This is a genomic window from Polaromonas naphthalenivorans CJ2 (assembly GCF_000015505.1).
GTDB classification, from domain to species: Bacteria; Pseudomonadota; Gammaproteobacteria; order Burkholderiales; family Burkholderiaceae_C; genus Polaromonas; species Polaromonas naphthalenivorans.
In genome coordinates, this window is the sequence record NC_008781.1 from 1,524,151 (window position 1) to 1,546,258 (window position 22,108).

General features: G+C 63.3%; 20 protein-coding genes. 16 read left to right on the forward strand and 4 right to left on the reverse strand.

Annotated elements, in window-relative coordinates:
* Positions 1 to 16 precede the first annotated feature (16 nt).
* Genes PNAP_RS07170 through PNAP_RS07190 form a run of 5 tightly spaced genes read left to right on the forward strand, consistent with a single transcriptional unit; the run spans position 17 to position 4,479 of the window.
* On the forward strand, positions 17 to 1,492 hold the full coding sequence (locus tag PNAP_RS07170) for an NADH-quinone oxidoreductase subunit M (RefSeq protein ID WP_011800837.1): 1,476 nt from the start codon (positions 17 to 19) through the stop codon (positions 1,490 to 1,492).
* 19 nt (positions 1,493 to 1,511) lie between these two features.
* Positions 1,512 to 3,014, forward strand: a complete 1,503-nt coding sequence (gene nuoN / locus PNAP_RS07175) for an NADH-quinone oxidoreductase subunit NuoN (protein WP_011800838.1) — start codon at positions 1,512 to 1,514, stop codon at positions 3,012 to 3,014.
* A 2-nt stretch (positions 3,015 to 3,016) separates the two neighbouring features.
* The gene (locus PNAP_RS07180; RefSeq protein ID WP_011800839.1) at positions 3,017 to 3,319 is read left to right on the forward strand and encodes a DUF2818 family protein; all 303 of its coding nucleotides are present in this window, start codon (positions 3,017 to 3,019) and stop codon (positions 3,317 to 3,319) included.
* The gene (locus PNAP_RS07185; protein ID WP_011800840.1) at positions 3,316 to 3,930 is read left to right on the forward strand and encodes an NUDIX domain-containing protein; all 615 of its coding nucleotides are present in this window, start codon (positions 3,316 to 3,318) and stop codon (positions 3,928 to 3,930) included. Before PNAP_RS07180 ends, PNAP_RS07185 begins: the two co-directional genes overlap by 4 nt.
* 21 nt (positions 3,931 to 3,951) lie before the next feature.
* Complete coding sequence (locus PNAP_RS07190) at positions 3,952 to 4,479, forward strand: DUF1178 family protein (RefSeq protein WP_011800841.1); 528 nt, start codon at positions 3,952 to 3,954, stop codon at positions 4,477 to 4,479.
* Between the two features lie 71 nt (positions 4,480 to 4,550).
* Here the strand turns inward: PNAP_RS07190 and PNAP_RS07195 are convergent, their stop codons facing one another.
* On the reverse strand, positions 4,551 to 5,870 hold the full coding sequence (locus PNAP_RS07195; protein ID WP_011800842.1) for a Glu/Leu/Phe/Val family dehydrogenase: 1,320 nt from the start codon (positions 5,868 to 5,870) through the stop codon (positions 4,551 to 4,553).
* Between the two features lie 131 nt (positions 5,871 to 6,001).
* The gene (locus PNAP_RS07200; RefSeq protein WP_011800843.1) at positions 6,002 to 7,822 is read right to left on the reverse strand and encodes an ABC transporter transmembrane domain-containing protein; all 1,821 of its coding nucleotides are present in this window, start codon (positions 7,820 to 7,822) and stop codon (positions 6,002 to 6,004) included.
* 78 nt (positions 7,823 to 7,900) lie between these two features.
* Here PNAP_RS07200 and PNAP_RS07205 point away from each other — a divergent pair, with 78 nt between their 5' ends.
* From PNAP_RS07205 to PNAP_RS07220, 4 genes are all read left to right on the forward strand, one after another.
* Positions 7,901 to 8,437 (forward strand): MarR family winged helix-turn-helix transcriptional regulator, encoded by a 537-nt coding sequence (locus PNAP_RS07205; protein ID WP_011800844.1) that lies wholly within the window; start codon positions 7,901 to 7,903, stop codon positions 8,435 to 8,437.
* A gap of 67 nt (positions 8,438 to 8,504) precedes the next feature.
* Positions 8,505 to 10,019: an efflux transporter outer membrane subunit gene (locus PNAP_RS07210; protein ID WP_011800845.1), complete on the forward strand. Its 1,515-nt coding sequence runs from the start codon at positions 8,505 to 8,507 to the stop codon at positions 10,017 to 10,019.
* Between the two features lie 77 nt (positions 10,020 to 10,096).
* On the forward strand, positions 10,097 to 11,431 hold the full coding sequence (locus PNAP_RS07215) for an HlyD family secretion protein (RefSeq protein ID WP_011800846.1): 1,335 nt from the start codon (positions 10,097 to 10,099) through the stop codon (positions 11,429 to 11,431).
* Positions 11,432 to 11,478: 47 nt separating this feature from the next.
* Complete coding sequence (locus PNAP_RS07220; RefSeq protein ID WP_011800847.1) at positions 11,479 to 13,053, forward strand: DHA2 family efflux MFS transporter permease subunit; 1,575 nt, start codon at positions 11,479 to 11,481, stop codon at positions 13,051 to 13,053.
* A gap of 117 nt (positions 13,054 to 13,170) precedes the next feature.
* Here the strand turns inward: PNAP_RS07220 and PNAP_RS07225 are convergent, their stop codons facing one another.
* Complete coding sequence (locus tag PNAP_RS07225) at positions 13,171 to 14,181, reverse strand: LLM class flavin-dependent oxidoreductase (protein WP_011800848.1); 1,011 nt, start codon at positions 14,179 to 14,181, stop codon at positions 13,171 to 13,173.
* A gap of 137 nt (positions 14,182 to 14,318) precedes the next feature.
* The gene (locus tag PNAP_RS07230) at positions 14,319 to 15,278 is read right to left on the reverse strand and encodes a MerR family transcriptional regulator (RefSeq protein WP_011800849.1); all 960 of its coding nucleotides are present in this window, start codon (positions 15,276 to 15,278) and stop codon (positions 14,319 to 14,321) included.
* A gap of 251 nt (positions 15,279 to 15,529) precedes the next feature.
* Between PNAP_RS07230 and PNAP_RS07235 the strand changes: the two genes are divergently transcribed.
* From PNAP_RS07235 to PNAP_RS07265, 7 genes are read left to right on the forward strand one after another with little or no spacing between them, the layout of a single operon-like run.
* Positions 15,530 to 16,834 (forward strand): NAD(P)/FAD-dependent oxidoreductase, encoded by a 1,305-nt coding sequence (locus PNAP_RS07235; RefSeq protein ID WP_011800850.1) that lies wholly within the window; start codon positions 15,530 to 15,532, stop codon positions 16,832 to 16,834.
* Entirely contained in the window at positions 16,831 to 17,616 is a 786-nt protein-coding gene (locus PNAP_RS07240) for a DUF1365 domain-containing protein (RefSeq protein WP_011800851.1), read from the forward strand. Before PNAP_RS07235 ends, PNAP_RS07240 begins: the two co-directional genes overlap by 4 nt.
* 33 nt (positions 17,617 to 17,649) lie before the next feature.
* On the forward strand, positions 17,650 to 18,882 hold the full coding sequence (locus PNAP_RS07245) for an SAM-dependent methyltransferase (RefSeq protein WP_011800852.1): 1,233 nt from the start codon (positions 17,650 to 17,652) through the stop codon (positions 18,880 to 18,882).
* Between the two features lie 53 nt (positions 18,883 to 18,935).
* Positions 18,936 to 19,433, forward strand: a complete 498-nt coding sequence (locus PNAP_RS07250) for a chalcone isomerase family protein (RefSeq protein WP_049763651.1) — start codon at positions 18,936 to 18,938, stop codon at positions 19,431 to 19,433.
* A gap of 56 nt (positions 19,434 to 19,489) precedes the next feature.
* Entirely contained in the window at positions 19,490 to 20,788 is a 1,299-nt protein-coding gene (locus PNAP_RS07255) for an MFS transporter (protein WP_041376592.1), read from the forward strand.
* On the forward strand, positions 20,785 to 21,321 hold the full coding sequence (locus PNAP_RS07260; RefSeq protein ID WP_011800855.1) for a DUF3833 domain-containing protein: 537 nt from the start codon (positions 20,785 to 20,787) through the stop codon (positions 21,319 to 21,321). The genes PNAP_RS07255 and PNAP_RS07260 overlap by 4 nt, the downstream gene beginning before the upstream one ends.
* Before the next feature lie 4 nt (positions 21,322 to 21,325).
* A complete protein-coding gene (locus PNAP_RS07265) occupies positions 21,326 to 22,108 on the forward strand; it encodes an SDR family NAD(P)-dependent oxidoreductase (RefSeq protein WP_011800856.1) in 783 nt (260 codons plus the stop codon).

A 22,108-nucleotide genomic window follows, 5' to 3' on the forward strand; every position in this document is an offset into this window, starting at 1 on the left:
AGAAGGAAGAGAAAAAATGGGATTGTTGAGCCTAGCCATTTGGATGCCGATTTTTTTTGGCGTCGGTTTATTAGCTTTAGGTCGGGAAAGTCAGGCGCACACCGTGCGCTGGATCGCACTCATCGGTGCCATTGCCAGTTTCCTGGTCACCCTGCCTTTGTATGACGGCTTTCAGCTCGGCACTTCGGCCATGCAGTTCGTTGAAAAGAGCAGCTGGATACCGCGCTTCAACATGAATTACCACTTGGGCGTGGACGGCATCTCGCTGTGGTTCGTGCTGCTGACGGCCTTTATCAATGTGGTTGTCATCATTGCCAGCTGGGAATCGATCACGACGCGCGTGAACCAGTACATGGCGTCTTTTTTGATCCTGAGTGGCTTGATGATTGGCGTGTTCGCCGCGCTGGACGGCATGCTGTTCTATGTGTTCTTCGAAGCCACCCTGATCCCGATGTACCTGATCATCGGCATCTGGGGTGGACCGAACAAGATCTACGCGGCGTTCAAGTTCTTCCTGTACACGCTGCTCGGATCGCTGCTCATGCTGGTCGCATTGATCTTTCTGTACAACAAATCGGGCGGCAGTTTCGATATCCTGGCGTGGCACAAACTGCCATTGTCAGCCACGGCCCAGACGCTTCTTTTCTTTTCGTTCTTTGCGGCTTTCGCCGTCAAGGTGCCGATGTGGCCGGTCCACACCTGGTTGCCCGACGTTCACGTCGAAGCGCCGACGGGAGGCTCTGCCGTGCTGGCCGCCATCATGCTCAAGCTCGGTGCTTACGGTTTTCTGCGGTTTTCGATGCCGATCACGCCCGATGCATCCCATGAGTGGGCCGGACTCATTATTGCCCTTTCCCTGATTGCCGTGATCTACGTGGGCCTGGTGGCGCTGGTTCAGCGGGACATGAAAAAACTGGTGGCTTATTCATCCGTGGCGCACATGGGTTTCGTGACGCTCGGATTTTTCCTGTTCAATGACCTCACCGTCTCCGGCGGCATCGTGCAGATGATTGCCCACGGCTTTGTTTCGGCGGCCATGTTCCTGTGCATTGGCGTGCTATACGACCGCGTGCATTCGCGGGAAATTGCAAGCTACGGCGGCGTGGTCAACACCATGCCCAAGTTTGCGGCTTTTGCCCTGCTGTTTGCGATGGCCAATTGCGGCTTGCCTGCCACGGCCGGTTTCGTCGGCGAATGGATGGTGATCCTGGGTGCTGTCAAGTCCAACTTCTGGATTGGCGCGGCAGCGGCAACGGCGCTTATTTCTGGCGCGGCTTATACGCTCTGGATGTACAAGCGCGTTTACCTTGGCCCTGTGACCAACGAAAACGTCAAAGGCATGCTGGATATCAACAACCGCGAGTTCCTGATGCTTGGCCTTTTGGCCATTGCAACGCTTTATATGGGCATTTATCCGAAGCCTTTTACCGATGTGATGAATACCTCGGTGGCTGATCTGCTCAAGCATGTCGCGCTTTCGAAACTGAACTAAGCAAACTCAAAGAATTCAGATGATTGACAAACTCAGTTGGATCGCGGTCTATCCCGAACTCGTTCTTTTGGTCATGGCGTGCTTGATTGCGCTGGTGGACCTGGGCGTCAAATCGCCGCGCCGCACGCTTACCTATGCGTTGACTCTGCTGACGCTTGGCGCTGTAGCCGTCATGGAAGCCTCTTATGCGCTGGGTGGCCAGACTTTTTACGGCTTTGGCAACATGGTGGTGGTGGACCCGATGGGAAGCTGGCTGAAATGCTTTTCGAGCATTGCCCTGATGATCACGGTGGTCTATGGCCGGCCTTACGCCGCTGACCGGGACATGCTGCGCGGCGGCGAATTTTTCACGCTCAGCCTGTTTGCCTTGCTGGGCATGTTCGTGATGATTTCCGGTCACAATTTCCTGGTGCTCTACATGGGCCTTGAGTTGATGACGCTGTGCAGCTATGCACTGGTCGCCTTGCGCCGTGACGATGCACAAGCCACTGAAGCGGCGATGAAGTATTTCGTCCTGGGCGCACTCGCTTCGGGCTTTCTGCTGTACGGCCTGTCGATGCTCTACGGTGCCACCGGCTCGCTGAACATCAATGAAGTGTTCAATGCCATTGCCAGCCGGCAGGTCAAACACCAAGTGCTGGTGTTCGGTCTGGTCTTCATCGTGGCGGGCCTGGCCTTCAAGCTGGGTGCGGTGCCGTTTCACATGTGGCTGCCCGACGTGTACCAGGGAGCGCCCACGGCCGTCACCCTGATCATTGGCGGTGCTCCGCAACTCGCCGCATTTGCCATGACCATTCGCCTGCTGGTTGAAGGCCTGTTGCCGCTGGCCATCGACTGGCAGCAGATGCTGGCCTTGATGGCGATTGGTTCGCTGGTGATTGGTAATCTGGCGGCCGTTGCCCAAACCAACCTCAAGCGCATGCTGGCGTTTTCGACCATTTCGCAAATGGGCTTTTTGCTGCTCGGTTTGCTGGCCGGCGTGGTCAACGGCAATCAGTTGCATACCGAGTCTGCCTATGGCGCGGCCATGTTCTATGCACTGACCTATGTGCTGACCACACTCGCTGCATTCGGCATCATCCTGCTGCTGGCCCGTGCTGGGCATGAGTCTGAAGAAATCACTGACCTGTCGGGTCTGAACCAGCGCAGCCCCCTGTATGCCGGCGTCATGGCGATGAGCATGTTTTCACTGGCTGGCTTGCCGCCGCTGGTTGGTTTCTATGCCAAGCTGGGCGTCTTGCAAGCCCTGATTTCGTCGGGCCAGACAAGCTACCTGGTGCTGGCCGTTTTTGCCGTGTTCATGTCCCTGATTGGCGCTTTTTACTATCTGCGCGTGATCAAGGTGATGTACTTTGATGCGCCTCACAGCCACAATGCGCAGCCGATTTCAGCGCCGGCGGATGCACAGATTGTGCTGGCGATCAACGGTGCGCTTCTTCTGGTCCTGGGTATTGCGCCTAGCAGCCTGATGACCTTGTGCGCTCAGTCGATCAACAGCATCGTGAATTCACTCGGAGTCTGAGTTTGAGTCAGACCGCATCTGTATGGCTGGTTGTGCTGCTGGCCCTGGTGATGGCCAATATGCCGTTCATCAGCAACCGTCTCTTTGCGGTCATTGCGCTCAAGTCGCCAAAAAACCTGGCCATGCGGTTGGCGGAAATGGTGGTTTGGTATCTGTTGGTCGGCGCTTTGGGACTGTACCTTGAGCAGCGCAACGGGCAGATTGCGCCGCAGGGCTGGGAGTTTTATGCCATCACTGGAACGCTCTTTTTGACGTTTGCATTTCCCGGTTTCACCTATCGTTATCTTTTTAAACACCGCTCATGACTCCGATTCCTGGGCCTGACGGGAAAATCGGCAAGCAGGATGCGCATCTGTTGGAGACGCAAGCCAGCTCGGAAAAAATCCTCAAAGGTCATTTCCTACAGGTTTTTCGCGACACCGTCAGTCTGCCCGACGGCAAACACACCACGCGTGAGTATGTCGTTCACCCGGGCGCGGTGATGATCGTTGCACTGCTTGACGATGGCAACGTGGTGCTGGAACGCCAGTACCGTTATCCGGTGCATGCCGTCATGATCGAATTTCCTGCAGGCAAACTGGACGCCGGCGAATCGTCGCTGGCCTGCGCGCAGCGCGAACTCCAGGAAGAAACCGGCTACACCGCACGCGAATGGGTCAGGGCCGGCGTTCTGCATCCGGTCATTTCCTATTCCACCGAATTCATTGATATCTGGTTTGCGCGTGGCTTGAGTCTGGGCGAGCGCAAGCTGGATGCAGGCGAATTTCTGGATGTCTTTACCGCCACGCCAACCGAACTGCTGGGCTGGTGCGGCAACGGCCAGGTGACCGATGCCAAGACCCTGACGGGCATGCTATGGCTGCAAAACATGTTGTCGGGTGCATGGACATTGGAATGGCAGGCAGCAGGGCTGTGATGGTCTTGCCATACTCGACCCATGAAAGTCCTGAATCTTCGATGTTCGCACCTGCATTCGTTTGAAGGCTGGTTTGGTTCGGAGGACGATTTTCAAGGCCAGTTGAAGCGCGGCCTGGTTGAGTGCCCGATGTGCGCCGACAGTGCCATTCAAAAAATGCCCAGTGCGCCCCGTCTCAATTTTGGCGGCCACCAGGCCCGTGATTCCGAGCAGGCCCTTCAGGGGCAAGCTGCAACTCCTGCATCAACCGCGATGGCGCCATTGAAAAACGAAGCAGTGCGCAGTGATCCGCCTGAAAACGGCAGTCCGGACAGACTCAATCCTGCCGCACAGGCTGCATTTTTAACTGCCTTGCGCCAGGTCATTGCAAATACCGAAGATGTCGGCCAGCGATTCGCTGACGAGGCACGCCGCATGCACTACGGCGAAGCCGAAGCCCGCAGCATTCGCGGTCAGGCCAGTGCACGGGAAGCCGTAGAGCTGCTGGAGGAGGGGATTGAAGTCATGCCGCTTCCCATGCTGCCGGCCCTCAAGGAAACCCTGCAGTAAAAATGAAGAGGGCAGGTCAGGGTTGCTGACGCGCCTGCCGCTCTCCTTTTCAAGCGGTAACCAGCCCCTGATCAGGGATACAGGCCGCGCAATTCGCGCGTATGCAGAATGCGCTGGCAGGCCACGATGAATGTGGCGGTACGCAGGCTGACCTTCTTTTCCTGGGCCACTTGCCAGACACCGGCAAAGGCTGTTTTCATGATTTTCACCAGGCGGGCGTTGATTTCTTCTTCATCCCAGAAAAAGCTGGAGAAATCCTGTACCCATTCAAAGTAGCTGACGGTCACGCCGCCGGCGTTGGCAATCACGTCGGGCACCACCAGCACATTGCGCTCCTGCAGGATGTCGTCGGCTGCTGGCGTGGTCGGTCCATTGGCGCCTTCAATGATCATGCGCGCCTTGATGCGGCCGGCGTTTTCAGCGGTGATCTGCTGTTCCAGCGCCGCCGGAATCAGGATGTCGCAATCCACGTCCCAGAATTTTTCATCGGCGAGCACTTCAGCATCGGCAAAGCCAGCCACGCTGCCGGTGTCAGTCACATGCTGAAGCAGTGCCGGTACGTCCAGTCCGGCTTCCCGGAAAATCGTGCCGCCATGGTCCTGCACCGCAATGATCCGCGCGCCGGTTTCGGAAAAGAGTTTGCCCGCCACGCCGCCCACATTGCCGAAGCCCTGCACGGCCACCCGCGCGGTGGCAATGTCCAGCCCGATATGCCGGGCCGCTTCCGTCCCCACGGTAAACACGCCGCGTCCGGTGGCTTCACGCCGGCCGAGCGAGCCGCCCAGATCGACGGGTTTGCCCGTCACCACGCCGGTCGAGGTGGAGCCGGTGTTCATGGAGTAGGTGTCCATCATCCAGGCCATGATCTGCTCGTTGGTGTTCACGTCAGGCGCCGGAATATCCTTGTTGGGGCCGATGATGATGCCGATTTCGCTGGTGTAGCGGCGCGTCATGCGCTCTAACTCGCCGCGCGAGAGCTTTTTCGGGTCCACCCGAATGCCGCCTTTGGCGCCGCCGTAAGGCACGTTGACGGCTGCGTTTTTTACCGACATCCAGGCCGACAGGGCCATGACTTCCGACAGCGTCACATCCTGGTGAAATCGCACGCCGCCCTTGCCGGGTCCGCGCGAAACATTGTGCTGTACGCGGTAGCCTTCAAAGTGCGCCACCGTGCCGTCGTCCATGTGAATCGGTATGTCCACAATCAGGATGCGCTTGGGGCGCTTGAGGGTTTCGGCCCAGCGCGCCAGATTGCCCAGGTGCGGAATGACGCGGTCAACCTGCTGCAGGTAGTTGCCCCACGGCCCGAGCTTGTCGGCCTGGAGATAGGACGGAAGGGAAGAGGCGGGGGCAATGGGACTTTCGCCGAGGGCTGCGGGCGCTTGTGACATGAATCAGTTCCTTGTGAAAAACAATTAGGTAGCGCAGCTTAGTTCCGGCGCCCCCGCCTGTCCAAGACATTGTTCTCAATCAATTATGCAAATAAATCATAGTTGTGGTTTTTGCGGCAGCCTGGCTGCATTCAGACGTTGAACTGCAGTGCCGCCAGCCGTGCATAAATGCCACCCTGGCGCACCAGTTCCGCATGCGTGCCTTGTTCCACCAGCCTGCCATGGTCGAGCACCAGGATGCGGCTGGCCTGCTGCACCGTGGCCAGGCGGTGCGCAATCACCAGCGTGGTGCGGCCTTTCATGGCGGATTCGAGCGCCGCCTGCACCATGCGTTCGCTTTCGGCATCGAGTGCGCTGGTGGCTTCGTCAAGCAGCAGCAGCGGCGAGTTTTTCAGCATGGCGCGCGCAATCGCGATGCGCTGGCGCTGCCCGCCGGAAAGGCGCACGCCGCGTTCGCCCAGAAAGGTGTCGTAGCCTTCGGGCAGCGCAGTGATGAATTCATGCGCAAACGCGGCCTGTGCGGCCGACTTGACTTCTTCATCGCTCGCCTCGGGCTTGCCGTAGCGGATGTTTTCGAGTGCGCTGGTCGAGAAAATCACCGCGTCCTGTGGCACCAGCCCGATGCGCCCGCGCAGGTCTTGCAGCGACATGTCGGCCGTCCGAACGCCGTCCAGTTCAATCCGGCCCGAGGCGGGGTCGTAAAACCGCAGCAGCAACTGGAACACCGTGCTTTTGCCGGCGCCGCTCGGCCCGACGATGGCAACGGTTTCGCCAGGCGCCACGCTCAAGCTGAAATCGGTCAGGGCCGGCTGCGTCGGACGGGACGGATAGTGAAACGTGACTGCTTTAAATTTGATAGCACTACCCGCCCGTACCACCTGCGCAGGAACCGGATTTGACGGTGAAGTCACGGGTGAGCGGGTTTCCAGCAGTTCCATCAGTCGCTCGGTGGCGCCGGCCGCGCGCAGCAGGTCGCCATACACCTCGCCCAGCACGGCTGCCGAACTGGCCAGAATGATCACATACACCACCGTCTGGCCCAGGTGGCCGGCGGAAATGTCGCCGCGCATCACCGCCTGCGTTCCCTGGTACAGGCCCCACAGCAGCGCCGCCGACGTGGCGATGATGATGAAGGCCACCAGCACCGAGCGCGCCTTGGTGCGGCGAATCGCGGTGATGAACGCGTCCGTGGTTGACTGGTCGAAGCGCGCGGCTTCCCGGGCTTCGGCGGTGTAGCTTTGCACCACCGGAATGGCGTTGAGCACTTCGGCGGCAATCGCGCTGGAGTCGGCCACGCGGTCCTGGCTGGCGCGCGAGAGCTTGCGCACGCGCCGCCCGAACCACACCGAGGGCGCGACGATCAGCAGCAGCACGCCCAGCACCTGCACCATCAGGTACGGGTTGGTGACCACCAGCATGCCGAGCGCGCCCGCGCCCATGACGGCGTTGCGCAGGCCCATGCTGAGCGAGGAGCCCACCACCGTCTGCACCAGCGTGGTGTCGCCGGTCAGCCGCGACAGCACCTCGCCGGTCTGCGTGGTTTCAAAAAACTCGGGGCTTTGCCGCACCACATGCGAATACACGGCATTGCGAATATCGGCCGTGACCCGCTCGCCGAGCCAGCTGACGGTGTAGAACCGTCCGGCGGAAAAAAGACCCAGCGCGGCAGCGACGCCGAACAGCTCGAAGAAGTGGTTGCGCAGCGCCATCAGCTGCTCGCCCTTGCCGGCGCCGCCCATGCCGCCGTCGATCAGGCCGCGCAGCGCCAGCGGAAACACCAGCGTGGCAATCGCCGCCATCACCAGGAAAAGCACCGCCAGCCCAATCCGTCCCCGGTAGGGGCGCAGAAACGGCGTCAGGCCCGACAGGGAGCGGGGCGAGGCTTTGGCCGGTGCAGCACTGGCTGCGCTGGAGGGCAGGGGAGAAACGGAAGAAACAGATGAAGTGGCCATCCGGCGAGTTTAGCGCTAAAGCTTGCTGATGCAAAGACAGGCTTGACAATGATTGCTCAAGCAAGTATTATTCGGGTCATGGATTCAAAGCACAACTCCCACCCCGATATCGACGCGCTGCCCGTTCCTCCGGCTGATTTTTACCGCGTCGAGGGCTACACGCCTGACGACAGCGTCGGCTACATGATGCGGCGCATCATTTCGCTGATGGCGCAAGGCGTGGAGCGAGAACTCGAACCCTCCGGCCTGACCAATGCGCAATGGGTGCCGCTGCTCAAGCTGCACATGGGATGCGCTTCAACGGCGGCCGAACTGGCGCGCCAGTGCGAACTCGATGCCGGCTCCATGACGCGTTTGCTGGACCGGCTCGAAGGCAAGCAGTTGTGCCAGCGCACCCGGTCCAGCGACGACCGGCGCGTGGTCAATCTGGAGCTGACCGACGCCGGCCGCGAGGCCGCCAAAGAGATTCCGGGCATTCTTTGCGGCATGCAAAACGCGCTGCTGGCCGGCTTTTCGGTGGAAGAGTGGACCACGCTCAAAAGCTATCTGCGCCGCATGCTCGATACGGCGCAAACCCTGCAGGCATTGGCTGACAAAAATGAAAAATCCAACTAACACTTCTTTTTTCGAAGGCGTTGCGCACACCCTTACCGATGTGGCGCTCGGGCCTGGACAGGGCAGCATGCCGGTGTGGCGCGCTTCGGTTCGCATGGCGCTGGTCTCGCTGGCCGGGCTGGTGGCAGCTGGCCTGATCGCCACCGGCCTCAGCGGTTGCGCCGACATGTCGGGCATTGCGCCGCAAGCCAGCCTGCGCGATGCGCCGTCGCTGGGATTGAACACGGCCACCGCGCCAGCGCCGGTGGCCGCCGAATGGTGGCGCGATTTCGGCGACGAAACCCTCAATGGCCTGGTTACCAAGGCGCTGGAAACCAGCCCCAGCCTGAAACTTGCGCAGGCACGGCTGGCGCGCGCGCAAGCCGCCACCGATGTGGCGCATGCCGCAACCTTGCCGCAAGTCAATGGCCAGCTCGACCTGACGCGCCAGCGCTACACCGCCAACGGCGCGGTGCCGCCGCCGCTGGCCGGCTCCATCCGCGAAAGCGCAACGGCCCAGTTGGCCGCGAGCTGGGAGCTGGACTTTTTTGGCAAGAACCGCACTGCGCTCGACGCCGCGCTGGGCAGCGCGAAGGCCGCCCAGGCCGATGCCCAGGCCGCGCGCGTGCTGCTGGCCAGCCAGGTGGCACGCAGCTATTTCCAGCTGGTTCGTCTGAATGAACAGTCTGGCGTGGCAAGCCGCACGCTGGCCCAGCGCGAAGAAACCCTCAAGCTGGTCCGGGACCGCGTCAATGCCGGCCTGGACACCCGGCTGGAATTGCGCCAGAGCGAAGGCGGCCTGCCCGAGGCGCGCCTGCAGTTAGAGGCCGTGCAGGAACAGATGGCGCTGACGCGCAACGCGCTCAATGCCCTGCTTGGACAGCCAAACAGTGCTTCTGCGCTTGTCCCGTCTGCGCAATCAGCTATTAAAAATGTAGCATTAACGCCGAATATTCCAGCCGACCTGCTGGGGCGCCGCGCCGACATCGCGGCCGCGCGCTGGCGCGTCGAAGCCTCGTCCAAGGACGTGGTGAATGCCAAAACCCAGTTCTACCCGAACATCAACCTGGTCGCTTTTGCCGGTTTTTCCAGCATCGGGCTGGGCAATCTGCTGAACTCGGGCAGTCAGCAGTGGGGCGTCGGCCCGGCCCTGCGCCTGCCGATTTTCGAGGCTGGCCGGCTGCGCGCCAACCTGCGCGGCAAAACCGCTGACCTGGATGCGGCGGTGGAAAGCTACAACGCGGCAGTGATTGACGCGGTGCGCGATGTGGCCGACCAAGTCGCCTCGTCGCAGGCCATAGGCCGCCAGCAGGCCGAACAGCGGGCAGCGCAGGACGCGGCGGAAAGCGCCTACGGCATCGCCGTGCAGCGCTACAAGGCGGGGCTGGGCAATTACCTGAATGTGCTGACGGCCGAAACCAGCGTGCTGGCCCAGCGCCGGCTGGCCGTCGATCTGGCGGGCCGCGCGCTGGACACGCAGGTGGCGTTGATCCGCGCGCTGGGCGGCGGTTATGCACCTGAGCAATTGCCTGGTGCGCAAAATGCTACAAAATTAATAGCTGTTAATGCACGTCCAGTAAGCGTAAACGGCTTATTTGACTAATAGATCAGGTTTTGCGACCCATCACTGAACAGCGCAGTGCCTGCGCAAGCCATTTCCAACACATACCGAACAAGACCATGAACGCACCCCAAACCTCCGCTTCCCCAGCTTCCGCCGGCCCGGCCGTGCCGGTTCAGCCGCCGGCCGGCAATCCCAAGCGCAGGAAGGCACTGACTGCGCTCGCCAGCGTCGTCGTGGTGGCCGGCCTGGGCTGGGCCGCCTACGAATATTTGGTGGCCAGCCATTACGAATCCACCGACAACGCCTATGTGCAGGGCAACGTGATCCAGATCACGCCGCAAATCGGCGGCACGGTCATCGCGCTCATGGCCGACGACACCGATTTCGTCAAGGCCGGCCAGCCGCTGGTGCAGCTCGACCCGGCCGATGCGAAAGTGGCGCTCGACCAGGCCGAGGCTGGCCTGGCCCAGGCGGTGCGCCAGGCGCGCACGCTGTACGCCAACAATGGCTCGCTGGCCGCGCAGATCGCGCTGCGCGATGCCGATGTGAGCAAGGCCAACAGCGAGATTGCACGCGCCGCCGACGACCTCAAGCGCCGCGAGTCGCTCACCGGCAACGGCGCGGTTTCCAGGGAAGAACTCAACCACGCGCAGACGCAGCTGGCCAACGCCAAAAGCGCGCTGGCGGCCGCACAGGCCGGCGTCATCGCCGCGCGCGAGCAGCTCGGCAGCAACCAGGCGCTGACCGAGGGCACCAGCATCGAGCAGCACCCGAGCGTGCAGGTCGCCGCCGCCAAGGTGCGCGAAGCTTTCCTGGCCTCCCAGCGCACGGCCTTGACAGCGCCGGTCGATGGCTATGTCGCCAAGCGCACCGTGCAGCTCGGCCAGCGCGTGGCCGCCGGCACGCCGCTGATGTCGGTGATTCCGCTGAACCAGGTCTGGGTCGATGCCAACTTCAAGGAAGTGCAGCTGCGCAATATCCGCATCGGCCAGCCGGTGACGCTGGTGGCCGACCTGTACGGCAAGAAGGTCGATTACCAGGGCACGGTCGCCGGCCTGGGCGTGGGCACCGGCGCGGCCTTTTCGCTGCTGCCGGCGCAAAACGCCACCGGCAACTGGATCAAGGTGGTCCAGCGCGTGCCGGTGCGCATTGCGCTGGAGCCAAAGCAGCTTGCGGAACACCCGCTGCGGGTCGGCCTGTCGATGGATGCCGAAGTCGATGTGAGCAAGCAGGACGGCAAGACCCTGGCCGATGCGCCGCGCGATGCCGCGCAGGCGCACACGCAGGCCTTTGCCTCGCAGGACGACGCTGCCAGCGAGGACGTGAGCCGCGTGATTGCCGCGAATGCCGGCAAGGGCTTCAAGGCGGCAAAGAGCAGCCCGGTGGTGAAGGCTGATGCCGTGGCGCTGGCCCTGCGGTCTGCGGACGGTGGCGCCGGGCCGCAGCACTGAGCGTTTCCCTTCCCGAATCGGCCCGCACCAGGTTTTTCAAGGTTTCCATGGCTTCCGCACCCACTTCCGCATCTGACTTTCTTCCGCCGCCGCCGCTGACCGGCTCGGCCCGCCTGTGGGGCACGCTGGCGCTGTCGGCCGCCACTTTCATGAACGTGCTCGACACCTCGATTGCCAATGTGTCGCTGCCGGCCATTGCCGGTGACCTGGGCGTCAGCCCGAACCAGGGTACCTGGGTGATCACCAGTTTTGGCGTCGCCAACGCGATTGCCGTGCCGCTGACCGGCTGGCTGTCGCAGCGCTTTGGCCAGGTCCGGCTGTTCACCGCCAGCATCATGCTGTTCGTGCTGACCTCCTGGCTGTGCGGACTGGCGCCGAACATGACGACGCTGATCTTTTTGCGCGTCCTGCAGGGGCTGGTGGCCGGGCCCATGATTCCGCTGTCGCAGGCGCTGCTGCTGTCGAGCTACCCGAAGGCGCTGGCCGGGCTGGCGATGGCGCTGTGGTCGATGACCACGCTGGTCGCGCCGGTCATGGGGCCGCTGCTGGGTGGCTGGATCACCGACAACATTTCGTGGCCGTGGATTTTCTACATCAACATACCGGTCGGCTTTGGCGCGGCTTTCATCACCTGGAGCATTTTTCACAAGCGCGAAAGCCAGACCCGCAAGCTGCCGATTGACTCGATTGGCCTGGCGCTGCTGGTGATCTGGGTCGGCGCGCTGCAGATCATGCTCGACAAGGGCAAGGAGCTGGACTGGTTTCACTCCGGCGAGGTGATTGCGCTGGGCATTGTGGCGCTGGTCGGCTTGATTGCCTTTGTGATCTGGGAGCTGACCGAAGAGCATCCGGTGGTGGATTTGAGCTTGTTCAAAAAGCGCAACTTCTGGGCTGGCGTGCTCGCCCTGTCAGTCGGTTACGGCCTGTTTTTCGGCAATGTGGTGCTGTTGCCGCTGTGGCTGCAGCAGTACATGGGCTACACGGCGACCCAGGCCGGCATGGTGCTGGCGCCGGTCGGGCTGATGGCCTTGCTGCTCTCGCCGCTGGTCGGCAAGAACATCGGCAAGGCCGACCCGCGCCACTTTGCCGCTTTGGCCTTTGCCGTGTTTGCGCTGGTGCTGTGGATGCGCTCGAACTTCAGCACCCAGGCCGACATGGCGACCATCCTGATTCCGACGCTGATCCAGGGCGTGGCCATGGCCTGCTTTTTCATCCCGCTGATGACCATCACGCTGTCGGGCCTGTCCCATGACAAGATTCCGGCCGCCTCGGGCCTCTCGAACTTTGTGCGCATCACGGCGGGCTCATTCGGCACGTCGATTGCCACCACCATCTGGCAGGACCGCGCCGCCATGCACCATGCGCAGCTCAGCGAATTCGTCAATCCGGGAAGCGTCGCCGCCAACAGCGCCTTGTCCGGCCTGGCCAGTGCCGGGCTGACGCCGGACCAAGCGCTGGGAAGCATCAATCGCCTGGTGGATCAGCAGGCCTACATGCTGGCGGCGAACGACGTGTTTTATGCCTCCGCCCTGATTTTCCTGCTGCTGATTCCGCTGGTGTACCTGACGCGGCCGGCGCAAGCAGGGGCGGGCAGTGCGGATGCGGCGGCTGGCGCGCATTGACAAAAGGCCTTCAGCGCGCATTCGTTTTAACCCGTAAACAAACTTTCCAGCATCAAGTAGGCCTATGGCGCACGCGCAGTCTGCGCTAGCAGCTATGAATTGAGTAGCATGGCCGCGTCAGGCGGAGCATGCCGCTGCGGCGATGTCCAGCGAGCGCAGCCGCAGGGCCGGGTCGTAGATGTCGCAGACCAGCATGAACTCGTCGGCATCGGTGGCCTGCGCCAGCGCGCTCAGGCCGTCGCGCACGGTGTCGGGGCTGCCAATCACGGCGGCTGCCAGAAAGTCGTCAATCGCGGCGCGCTCCTGCGGATGCCGCTGGGCCAGGAAATGTTCCACCGGCGGCTGCAGGCCGCGCCGCTCGCCGGTCAGGATGCCGAGCACGCGCTGGTAGGTGCTGCTGGCCAGGTACTCGGCTTCCGCGTCGGTGGGGGCGGCAATCAGCGGCACGCCAATCGTCACGTAAGGCTTGGCCAGGGTGGCCGACGGGCGGAAATTCTGGCGGTACAGCGCAATCGCCTGCAGCAACAGGCGCGGCGCGAAATGCGAGGCAAACGCATAGGGCAGGCCGCGCTCAGCCGCCAGCTGGGCTGAAAACAGGCTGGAGCCGAGCAGCCAGATCGGCACGTTGGTGCCCGCGCCCGGCATGGCAATCAGCCGCTGGCCCGGTTGCGCCGGCCCCAGCAGGCGCTGCAGCTCGGCCACATCCTGCGGAAAGTCATCGGCTGTCTCGGCGCGTTCGCGCCGCAGTGCGCGCATGGTGGCCTGGTCGGTGCCGGGCGCGCGGCCCAGGCCGAGGTCGATGCGGCCCGGGTAGAGCTCGGCCAGCGTGCCGAAGGCTTCGGCCACCACCAGCGGCGCATGGTTGGGCAGCATCACGCCGCCCGAGCCGACCCGGATCGTGTGCGTGCCGCCAGCGATATAGCCCACCAGCACGGCGGTCGCCGAACTGGCGATGCCCGCCATGTTGTGGTGTTCGGCCAACCAGTAGCGTTTGAAGCCCAGCCATTCGGCATGCTGGGCGGTGCGCAGCGAAATCGCCAGCGCGTCGGCGACCGTGCCGCCTTCGCGCACCGCGACCAGATCGAGCATGGACAGGGCGATGTTGTTAAGTGCTTTCATAGGGGACATTGTCGTGGGTCGAGGTCCTCCGCGCTGGGTGTACGGGCATGGCCACTGCGTCGCCGGGTGGAAAGCCTTGCCGCGCAGGCGTCGCAGTTTTCGTTTTCCCTGCCGTACCCCTTCAGGCGCAGCCTATGCAAGAACCCTTACGCCTTGTCCACGTCTGCAGCCACATCCAGGGTCTGGCTGCGCCAGCGCGCCACCTGCTCTCTCAGCGATTCAAGGGTCTGCACCGGCAACACACCAGGCACTTCACGCCGCGAAAGAACGGGATTCCTGCCGCCGACCCAGATGGCCATGCCTTGCGGCAGCTGGCGCCTCAGTTCGCGCAGGCCGGCGACTATCACATTCGCACCGAGTACCGCTGTGAAGCTCAGCGCCACGATGTCCGCTTTGTAGGCCCGCGCCGCCTTCGCAATGTCGGAAATGGGCGTTTGCGGCCCCAAAGGCAGGCAGTTGCAGCCCTCCAGCGCAAACAGCGCCTCGGCCATGAGAAGTCCCAGACCGTGCGGCTCGTCCGGAAAGCTTGTCAGCAGCACCCGGGGAGCGTCCACGCCCTGCGGCGCGGGAATGCTTGCAATGACGTTGCGCAGCACGCCCTTAACGCATTCCGTATAGATGTGCTCCTCGAACACCTGAAACCGGCCGTTCAGCCACGCCTCGCCAACGGCTGTGTTGAGAGGCGCCACCACCAGTGTGACGAAATTGACCAGCCCAAGGCGCAAGGCGGTCTGGCCCAGCAGGCTTCGCAGCTTGTGCGCATCGTGGTGCTGTATGAGTTCCAGGTAAACGTCGAGAGCGGGCGCGCTGTTCGGTTCTGACGGGCGCTCTGGTGCGGCTGCAGGCGCTGACAGGGCCTGCAGGGCCTCGGGCTCCAGCGCCACGATGCGTCCGGGGCGGTGTCCCGCCTCCATCAGGCGGTGAATGAGACGCAGGCGCTCGACCTGATCAGGCGGATATACCCGATCTCCGGCACTGTCGCGGCCGGGGCGTGGAAAGCCATAGCGGCGCTCCCACACCCGAAGCGTGTCCTTGGACAGCCCGGTGTCTCTTTCCACCGCTGCGATGGAAAAGTTTTGCGTTGGCACGCACTCACGCTCGTTCATGGCGCTACCAGCCAGTAGTGAATCCAAAAACCATGCGAGTACCTAGACAACATAACGCTGATTAAACCTCAATTGGACAAATTATGTTCAAATTCATTAATTGTCCTAGACAAAAATAAATTACGTCTAATGGTTAAACCATCCCATGTTTTGGCAGGTCGCATGATTTCCCTACGATTTTTTGATCTTCCGTTTGCTCCCGGATGCTTCGCAACTTTTTTCTTCCCGGCTGAAACCGGCGGGCGTCGGCCATGAAGCTCGCCATCGTCGGATCCGGCATCTCCGGCCTGGCCGTGGCCCACAAGCTGCAGGGCCAGGCCGACATCACCCTGTTCGAGGCCGGTGATTATTTCGGTGGCCACACGCACACGGTCGATGTCACGCTGACTACCCCGCAGGGCAAGCTCACGCATGGTGTGGATACCGGCTTTCTGGTGTTCAACGAGCGTACCTACCCACATCTGATTGCGCTGCTGGCCGAACTGGACGTGAGCACGGCAAAGTCGGACATGTCGTTCTCTGTCCAGGTGCCCGGCGCTCTGCGCGGGCGCACGCTGGAGTGGAGCGGCTCCAGCCTGTCCACCGTCTTCGCCCAGCGCGGCAATCTGGTGAACCCGCGCTTTCTGGGCATGCTGGCCGATCTGCTGCGCTTCAATGCGCTCACCACGCGCATTGCACTGGCGAACGACGAATCGGCCCTGATGCAGCCGCTGGGCGAGTTCCTGAAGGCGCACCGCTTTGGCGCCGCCTTTCGCGACTGGTACTTTTTGCCCATGCTGGGCTGCATCTGGAGCTGCCCCACGGACCAGATGCTGAAGTTTCCGGTGGCCACCATGATCCGTTTCTGCCACAACCACGGCCTGATCCAGGTCAGCAACCGGCCCCAGTGGCACACCGTGGCGGGCGGCGCGAAGCACTACGTCGAGAAAATCGTCGCGCGCATCGCGGACAAGCGCCTGAACACCCCGGTGCGCCGCATCGAGCGCGACGCTGCCGGCGTGCGCGTGGTGACCGATGGTGGCGCCGAGCGCTTTGACCGGCTGGTGCTGGCCACCCATTCCGACCAGGCGCTGGCCCTGCTGCACCATGCCACGCCACAGGAGCGCCATGCGCTGGGCGCCATCCGCTATCAGCCCAACCGCGCCGTGCTGCACACCGACGCCTCGGTGCTGCCTGCCAGGCGCAGCGCCTGGGCCGCCTGGAACTACGAGCGCGCGCAAGACAATGGGTGCGAGTCAGCCCGCGTCTGCCTGCACTACCTGATCAACCAGCTCCAGCCTTTGCCCTTCAGCCAGCCGGTTGTGGTGTCGCTGAATCCGCTGCGCGAGATTGCCGCGCAGCACGTGATTGGCGAATACGACTATGAGCACCCCGTGTTCGACCTGCCTGCCATCCTTGCCCAGGAGCAGGTGGCGCAGCTGCAGGGCCAGCACCGCACCTGGTTTTGCGGCGCCTGGACGGGCTACGGCTTCCATGAAGACGGGCTCAAGTCGGGTCTGGCGGTGGCGCAGCAGCTGCTCGCCGAGACTCACATGCCGTGGGAGCAGGCCGCATGAGTCAGCCTGCGCCCCGCGTGGCTGCCCCGCTCATCGGCTTTGGCCAGGTGCGCCACACGCGGCTGCGCCCCAGCCACCATGCGTTTGCCTACGCCACTTTCTTTCTGATGCTGCCCATGCGCAGCCTGCAGGCGGGCAGTGATGTGCTGGCCATCAACCGGCGCGGCGCGCTGAGCTTTCATGACACCGACCACGGCGACGGCCGCAGTGCGAAGGAGGGTGGCGCGCTTGCCTGGATCGACGAATTGCTGCGCGCCGAAGGCATTGAAGATGCCACGGGCGAAATCTGGCTGCACTGTTATCCGCGCGTGCTGGGCTACACCTTTAAACCCGTAAGTTTCTGGTATTGCCACCGTACTGACTGCAGCCTGCGCGCCATCGTGGTCGAGGTCAACAACACCTTTGGCGAGCGCCACTGCTACCTGCTGGACAAGCCGTGCTACGGCATGGAGCTGAACGCTCGCAAGGTGTTTCATGTGTCACCTTTCTGCGAGGTGAGCGGCGGTTACAGGTTCCGCTTTCTGCGCACCCGGCACGGGGGTGAAGAGCGCACGGTGGTGCGCATCGACCACGACGACGCCAGTGGCCCGCTGCTGCAAACCAGCGTCTGCGGCACGCTGCTGCTGGTCAGCCGGAGCACCCTGCGCCGCGCCCTCTGGGGCTATCCGGCCATGACCCTGGCCGTGATGGCCCGCATCCACTGGCAGGCGCTCAGGCTCTGGCTCAAGCGCGTACGTTTTCACCGCAAGCCCGAAGCGCCTGCCACCGGCGTGACCCGCTGAATCAGCCCCTTCAAACCAGCCCACAACACCGCCATGAACAGCACCACCGCACCCGACCGCTCCACCCGCATCCTGCCGCAGGGCATTCCCGCAGCCGCACGCACGGGCCTGCAACTGTTGCAACGCCTGCAAAAAGGATCGCTCACCGTGCAGCTGCCGGATGGCACGCTGCAGCATTTTGGCCACGGCGGCGGTCCCGTGGCGGCGATCACGCTGCGCAACTGGAATGTGTTTGGCGCTGCGCTAAGGTCGGGTGACATCGGCTTTGCCGAGAGCTACATCGCTGGCGATTGGACCACGGCGCACCTGACCGAACTGCTGCAGCTGTTCATCGCCAACCGCCAGCAGATCGAGGGTGTGATCTACGGCAGCTGGGCCGGGCGGCTGCTGTACCGCATCAAGCACCTGCTCAACCGCAACACGCGCGCCAACAGCCAGAAGAACATCCATGCCCACTATGACCTGGGTAATGCTTTTTACGCGCTGTGGCTGGACGACACCATGAACTACTCATCCGCCTGGTTCGAGGGCGACGCAGGGGGCGACATGCGTACGGCCCAGCACGCCAAGGTGCGCCGCGCGCTGCGCATGGCGGGCGTGAAGCCCGGCGACCGCGTGCTGGAGATCGGCTGCGGCTGGGGCGCCCTGGCCGAGATGGCGACCACCGAATTTGGCGCCTCGCTCACCGGCGTGACGCTTTCGACAGAGCAACTCGAATTTGCCCTCCAGCGCATGGCGCGGCACGGCGTCGCAGGACAGGCCGATTTGCGGCTGCAGGACTACCGCGACATCAATGACGGGCCGTTTGACGCCATCTGCTCCATCGAGATGGTGGAGGCCGTGGGCCGCGAATACTGGCCCGCGTACTTTCAGGCGGTCAAGCGGCTGCTCAAGCCCGGCGGGCGCGCCTGTATCCAGAGCATCGTCATCGACGACAGCCTGTTCAAGCGCTACATCGGCTCGACCGACTTCATCCAGCAGTACATCTTCCCCGGTGGCTGCCTGCCCTGCCCGGGCGAGTTCCGCCGCGAGGCCGAGGCTGCGGGCCTGCGGGTGGAAGACGAATTAGCCTTCGGCCAGGACTACGCCGAAACCCTCAGGCGCTGGCGCGAACGCTTTGTGGCCCAGCGCGCACAAGTTTTGCAGCTGGGATTTGACGAGCGCTTCATGCATATCTGGGAGTTCTACCTGTCGTATTGCGAAGCCGCCTTTGCCATGAACAACACCAGCGTCGTCCAGTACACACTGGTCAGCCCGTCACTATGAAAAATATAGCTGCTGGTGCCCGCGCGGTATGCGCTACAGCCCTATTTTTCTTGATGAATGTGGGCGCGCAGCCGGCAGAAACCGGCACGCCTCTGCCGGGCATGCAACTGGCCGGTCAGGGCTCGCTGCGCTTTCTGGGCTTTGAAATTTACCGCGCGCGCCTGTGGGTCAGCCCCGGCTTTCAGCCTGAGGACTATGCCGCACATCCCCTGGCGCTGGAGCTTGCCTACCGGCGCGACTTCACCGCCCAGGCGATTGCCCAGCGCTCGATTGAGGAAATGCGCCGCGTGGGGCCGTTCACCGCGCAGCAGGCCACGCGCTGGCAGCAAGCCCTGCAGGCGGCGCTGCCCGATGTGAAGGCCGGCGACCGGCTGACGGGGTTGTACCGGCCCGGCGCGGGCACCGTGTTCCAGCTACAGGGCCGCACCGTCGGCGAGGTTGCCGACCCGGCGTTTGCGCGCCTGTTCTTCGGCATCTGGCTGTCGCCGCAAACGTCCGAGCCCGGTCTGCGCCAGTCCCTGCTTGCCGCGCGAACCCCGGGGCAGCCATGAGCCGCCGGGCCGCTTTCAGGGCAAATACCGTAGCGCGTAGCGCGGAGCTTGTGCAAATGAGCGCACCAGCGGCAGTTTCGGTGCGCCAGGGGCTGACCTACGGGCTGCTCGGACTGCCGCTGGCTTTTGTGGCCCTGCCGCTGTATGTATTGCTGCCCAACCACTATGCGCGGGAATTCGGCATGCCGCTGGCCACGCTGGGCACTGTACTGCTCACGGCGCGACTGTTCGACGCTGCCATCGACCCGCTGCTCGGGCGCCTGAGCGACCGGCTGTTTGCCCGGTCGCTGCGTGCCGTGCTGGCGGCCGGTGCGGTGTCTGCGCTGGTGCTGGCCGTGGGGCTGGCCGGGCTGTTTTTCCCGGCGGTGGTGGGGTCGGGCGCGCTCATTGCCTGGGCAGCGGGTTTTTTGCTGATCGCCTACACCGCCTACAGCCAGCTCAGCATTGCCCACCAGTCCTGGGGCGCCCGACTCGGCGGCAATGAGCTGCAGCGCGGGCGCATCGTGGCCTGGCGTGAGGGCTGCGGCCTTTTGGGCGTCGTGCTGGCCTCGGTGCTGCCTGCGCTGCTGGGGCTGCCGGTGATGCTGGGCGTGTTCGCTGCCACACTGGTGCTGGGCTGGCTGGCCTGGACCAGGGCGCCTGCGCCAGTGCAGCTTGCGCGCCTGGATCGTTACGCGCCGGGGGCCAGCCTGTGGCGGCCATGGCGCGGCGCGGCCTTCAGGCGCCTGCTGGCCGTCTTCATGCTCAACGGCATCGCCAGTGCCGTGCCGGCCACGCTGGTGCTTTTTTTCATTCAGGACCGGCTGCAGGTTGCGCCTGCGCGGGAGCCGCTGTTCCTGGGCGCCTATTTCCTTTGTGCGGCGCTGTCGATTCCGCTGTGGCTGCGGGCGGTGACGCGCTGGGGGCTGGCGCGCACCTGGCTTGCGGGCATGCTGCTGGCGATTGTCGTGTTCGCCGGCGTCGCGGGCCTGGGCGAGGGCGATGCGGCAGCCTTTTTGCTGGTGTGCGCGCTTTCCGGCGCCGCGCTGGGCACCGACCTGGCCTTGCCCGGCGCGCTGCTGGCCGGCGTGATTGCCCAGCAGGGCGACAGTGGCCAGCATGAAGGCGCCTATTTTGGCTGGTGGAACTTTGCCACCAAGCTCAACCTGGCGCTGGCCGCCGGGCTGGCGCTGCCTTTGCTCGGCGCGCTGGGCTACACCCCCGGCACGCGCAGCCCCGAAGGTCTGCAAACCCTGGGTCTGGCCTACGCCGTGTTGCCCTGCGGACTCAAGCTGCTGGCGGCGGCTGCGCTGTATTTCCTCATCATCCGTTGCCCGCAACCAGGGCGCACTTTTATTCCGGAAGGCTCACCATGATGCAACGACGCATGCTTCTCTCGGCGGCCATTGCCGCTCCCATCGCTCTGGCGGGCTGCGCCAGCCAGAGCCTGGCGGACTACGCCGGCGAAAAGCCGATGCTGGACCTGGCGCAATATTTCAATGGCCGCATCGACGCCCACGGCATCTTCCAGGGCCGAAACGGCAAGATCGTGAAGCGCTTTACCGTGATGATGGATTGCCAGTGGACGGGCAACCAGGGCGTGCTCGATGAGTCCTTCACCTACTCCGACGGCAGCACGCAGCGCCGCATCTGGCGATTGACCAAACATGCCGACGGACGCTACAGCGGCACCGCCGGCGACGTGGTGGGCGAAGCCGTGGGGCAGACCTCGGGCAATGCCTTTCGCTGGAACTACACCCTGAAACTGCCGGTGGACGGAAAAGTCTATGAAGTGCAGTTCGACGACTGGATGTACCTGATGGACAAGCACGTCATGATCAACCGGGCCACCATGAGCAAGTTTGGCATTCGCCTGGGCGAAGTCACGCTGTCCTTTACCAAACGCTGAAGTGATGAGCCTCAACCCACGCATCAACGACTGGCAGGGCCGTCGCGCCTGGCTGGTGGGCGCCTCCAGCGGCATAGGGCGCGCCACGGCATCGGCCCTGCACGCGCGCGGTGCGCAGGTGGTGGTGTCGGCGCGCGGCGAAGCGGCACTGCAGAGCTTTGTCGATCAGCACCCCGGCAGCAGGGCACTGCCGCTCGACACCGCCCGCCGCGAGGACGTGCAGGCAGCGGCGACCCGACTGCTGGCAGACGGGCCGCTGGGCATGGTCTTTTACTGTGCCGGCCATTACCGGGAGATGCGCGCCACAGCCTTCGATCTGGACGAGATGCTGCGACACCAGCAGGTCAACGTGACCGGCGCGCTCCATGTGCTGGGCGTTGTACTGCCCGCCATGGTAGAAGCCGCGCGTCATGGACAAGCCGGCCACCTGAGCCTGGTCAGCAGCGTTGCCGGCTTTCGCGGTCTGCCCAAAAGCCTGGCCTATGGGCCCACGAAGGCGGCGCTGATCAACCTGGCCGAGACGCTGTACCTGGACCTGCACGACTTGGGATTGGGCGTGAGCGTGATCAACCCCGGTTTCGTGGCCACGCCGCTGACAGCCGGCAACGACTTCAGCATGCCGGCGCTGATCTCGCCCGAGGCGGCAGCCACGGCCATACTGCAGGGCTGGGCGCGGGGCGACTTCGACATCCACTTCCCCAAGCGCTTCACCCGGGTCATGAAGCTGCTGCGGCTGCTGCCCTACAGTTGGTACTTTCCAGCCATTCGACGCTTTACCGGGCGGTAA

Coding starts and splice junctions, on each gene's coding strand:
- PNAP_RS07215 (WP_011800846.1), top strand. CDS start 10,097: ATGAACGCACCCCAAACCTCCGCTTCCCCAGCTTCCGCCGGCCCGGCC.
- PNAP_RS07190 (WP_011800841.1), top strand. CDS start 3,952: ATGAAAGTCCTGAATCTTCGATGTTCGCACCTGCATTCGTTTGAAGGC.
- PNAP_RS07265 (WP_011800856.1), top strand. CDS start 21,326: ATGAGCCTCAACCCACGCATCAACGACTGGCAGGGCCGTCGCGCCTGG.
- PNAP_RS07255 (WP_041376592.1), top strand. CDS start 19,490: ATGAGCGCACCAGCGGCAGTTTCGGTGCGCCAGGGGCTGACCTACGGG.
- nuoN (WP_011800838.1), top strand. CDS start 1,512: ATGATTGACAAACTCAGTTGGATCGCGGTCTATCCCGAACTCGTTCTT.
- PNAP_RS07195 (WP_011800842.1), bottom strand. CDS start 5,870: ATGTCACAAGCGCCCGCAGCCCTCGGCGAAAGTCCCATTGCCCCCGCC.
- PNAP_RS07210 (WP_011800845.1), top strand. CDS start 8,505: ATGCCGGTGTGGCGCGCTTCGGTTCGCATGGCGCTGGTCTCGCTGGCC.
- PNAP_RS07260 (WP_011800855.1), top strand. CDS start 20,785: ATGATGCAACGACGCATGCTTCTCTCGGCGGCCATTGCCGCTCCCATC.
- PNAP_RS07220 (WP_011800847.1), top strand. CDS start 11,479: ATGGCTTCCGCACCCACTTCCGCATCTGACTTTCTTCCGCCGCCGCCG.
- PNAP_RS07170 (WP_011800837.1), top strand. CDS start 17: ATGGGATTGTTGAGCCTAGCCATTTGGATGCCGATTTTTTTTGGCGTC.
- PNAP_RS07245 (WP_011800852.1), top strand. CDS start 17,650: ATGAACAGCACCACCGCACCCGACCGCTCCACCCGCATCCTGCCGCAG.
- PNAP_RS07230 (WP_011800849.1), bottom strand. CDS start 15,278: ATGAACGAGCGTGAGTGCGTGCCAACGCAAAACTTTTCCATCGCAGCG.
- PNAP_RS07185 (WP_011800840.1), top strand. CDS start 3,316: ATGACTCCGATTCCTGGGCCTGACGGGAAAATCGGCAAGCAGGATGCG.
- PNAP_RS07225 (WP_011800848.1), bottom strand. CDS start 14,181: ATGTCCCCTATGAAAGCACTTAACAACATCGCCCTGTCCATGCTCGAT.
- PNAP_RS07200 (WP_011800843.1), bottom strand. CDS start 7,822: ATGGCCACTTCATCTGTTTCTTCCGTTTCTCCCCTGCCCTCCAGCGCA.
- PNAP_RS07250 (WP_049763651.1), top strand. CDS start 18,936: ATGAATGTGGGCGCGCAGCCGGCAGAAACCGGCACGCCTCTGCCGGGC.
- PNAP_RS07240 (WP_011800851.1), top strand. CDS start 16,831: ATGAGTCAGCCTGCGCCCCGCGTGGCTGCCCCGCTCATCGGCTTTGGC.
- PNAP_RS07205 (WP_011800844.1), top strand. CDS start 7,901: ATGGATTCAAAGCACAACTCCCACCCCGATATCGACGCGCTGCCCGTT.
- PNAP_RS07235 (WP_011800850.1), top strand. CDS start 15,530: ATGAAGCTCGCCATCGTCGGATCCGGCATCTCCGGCCTGGCCGTGGCC.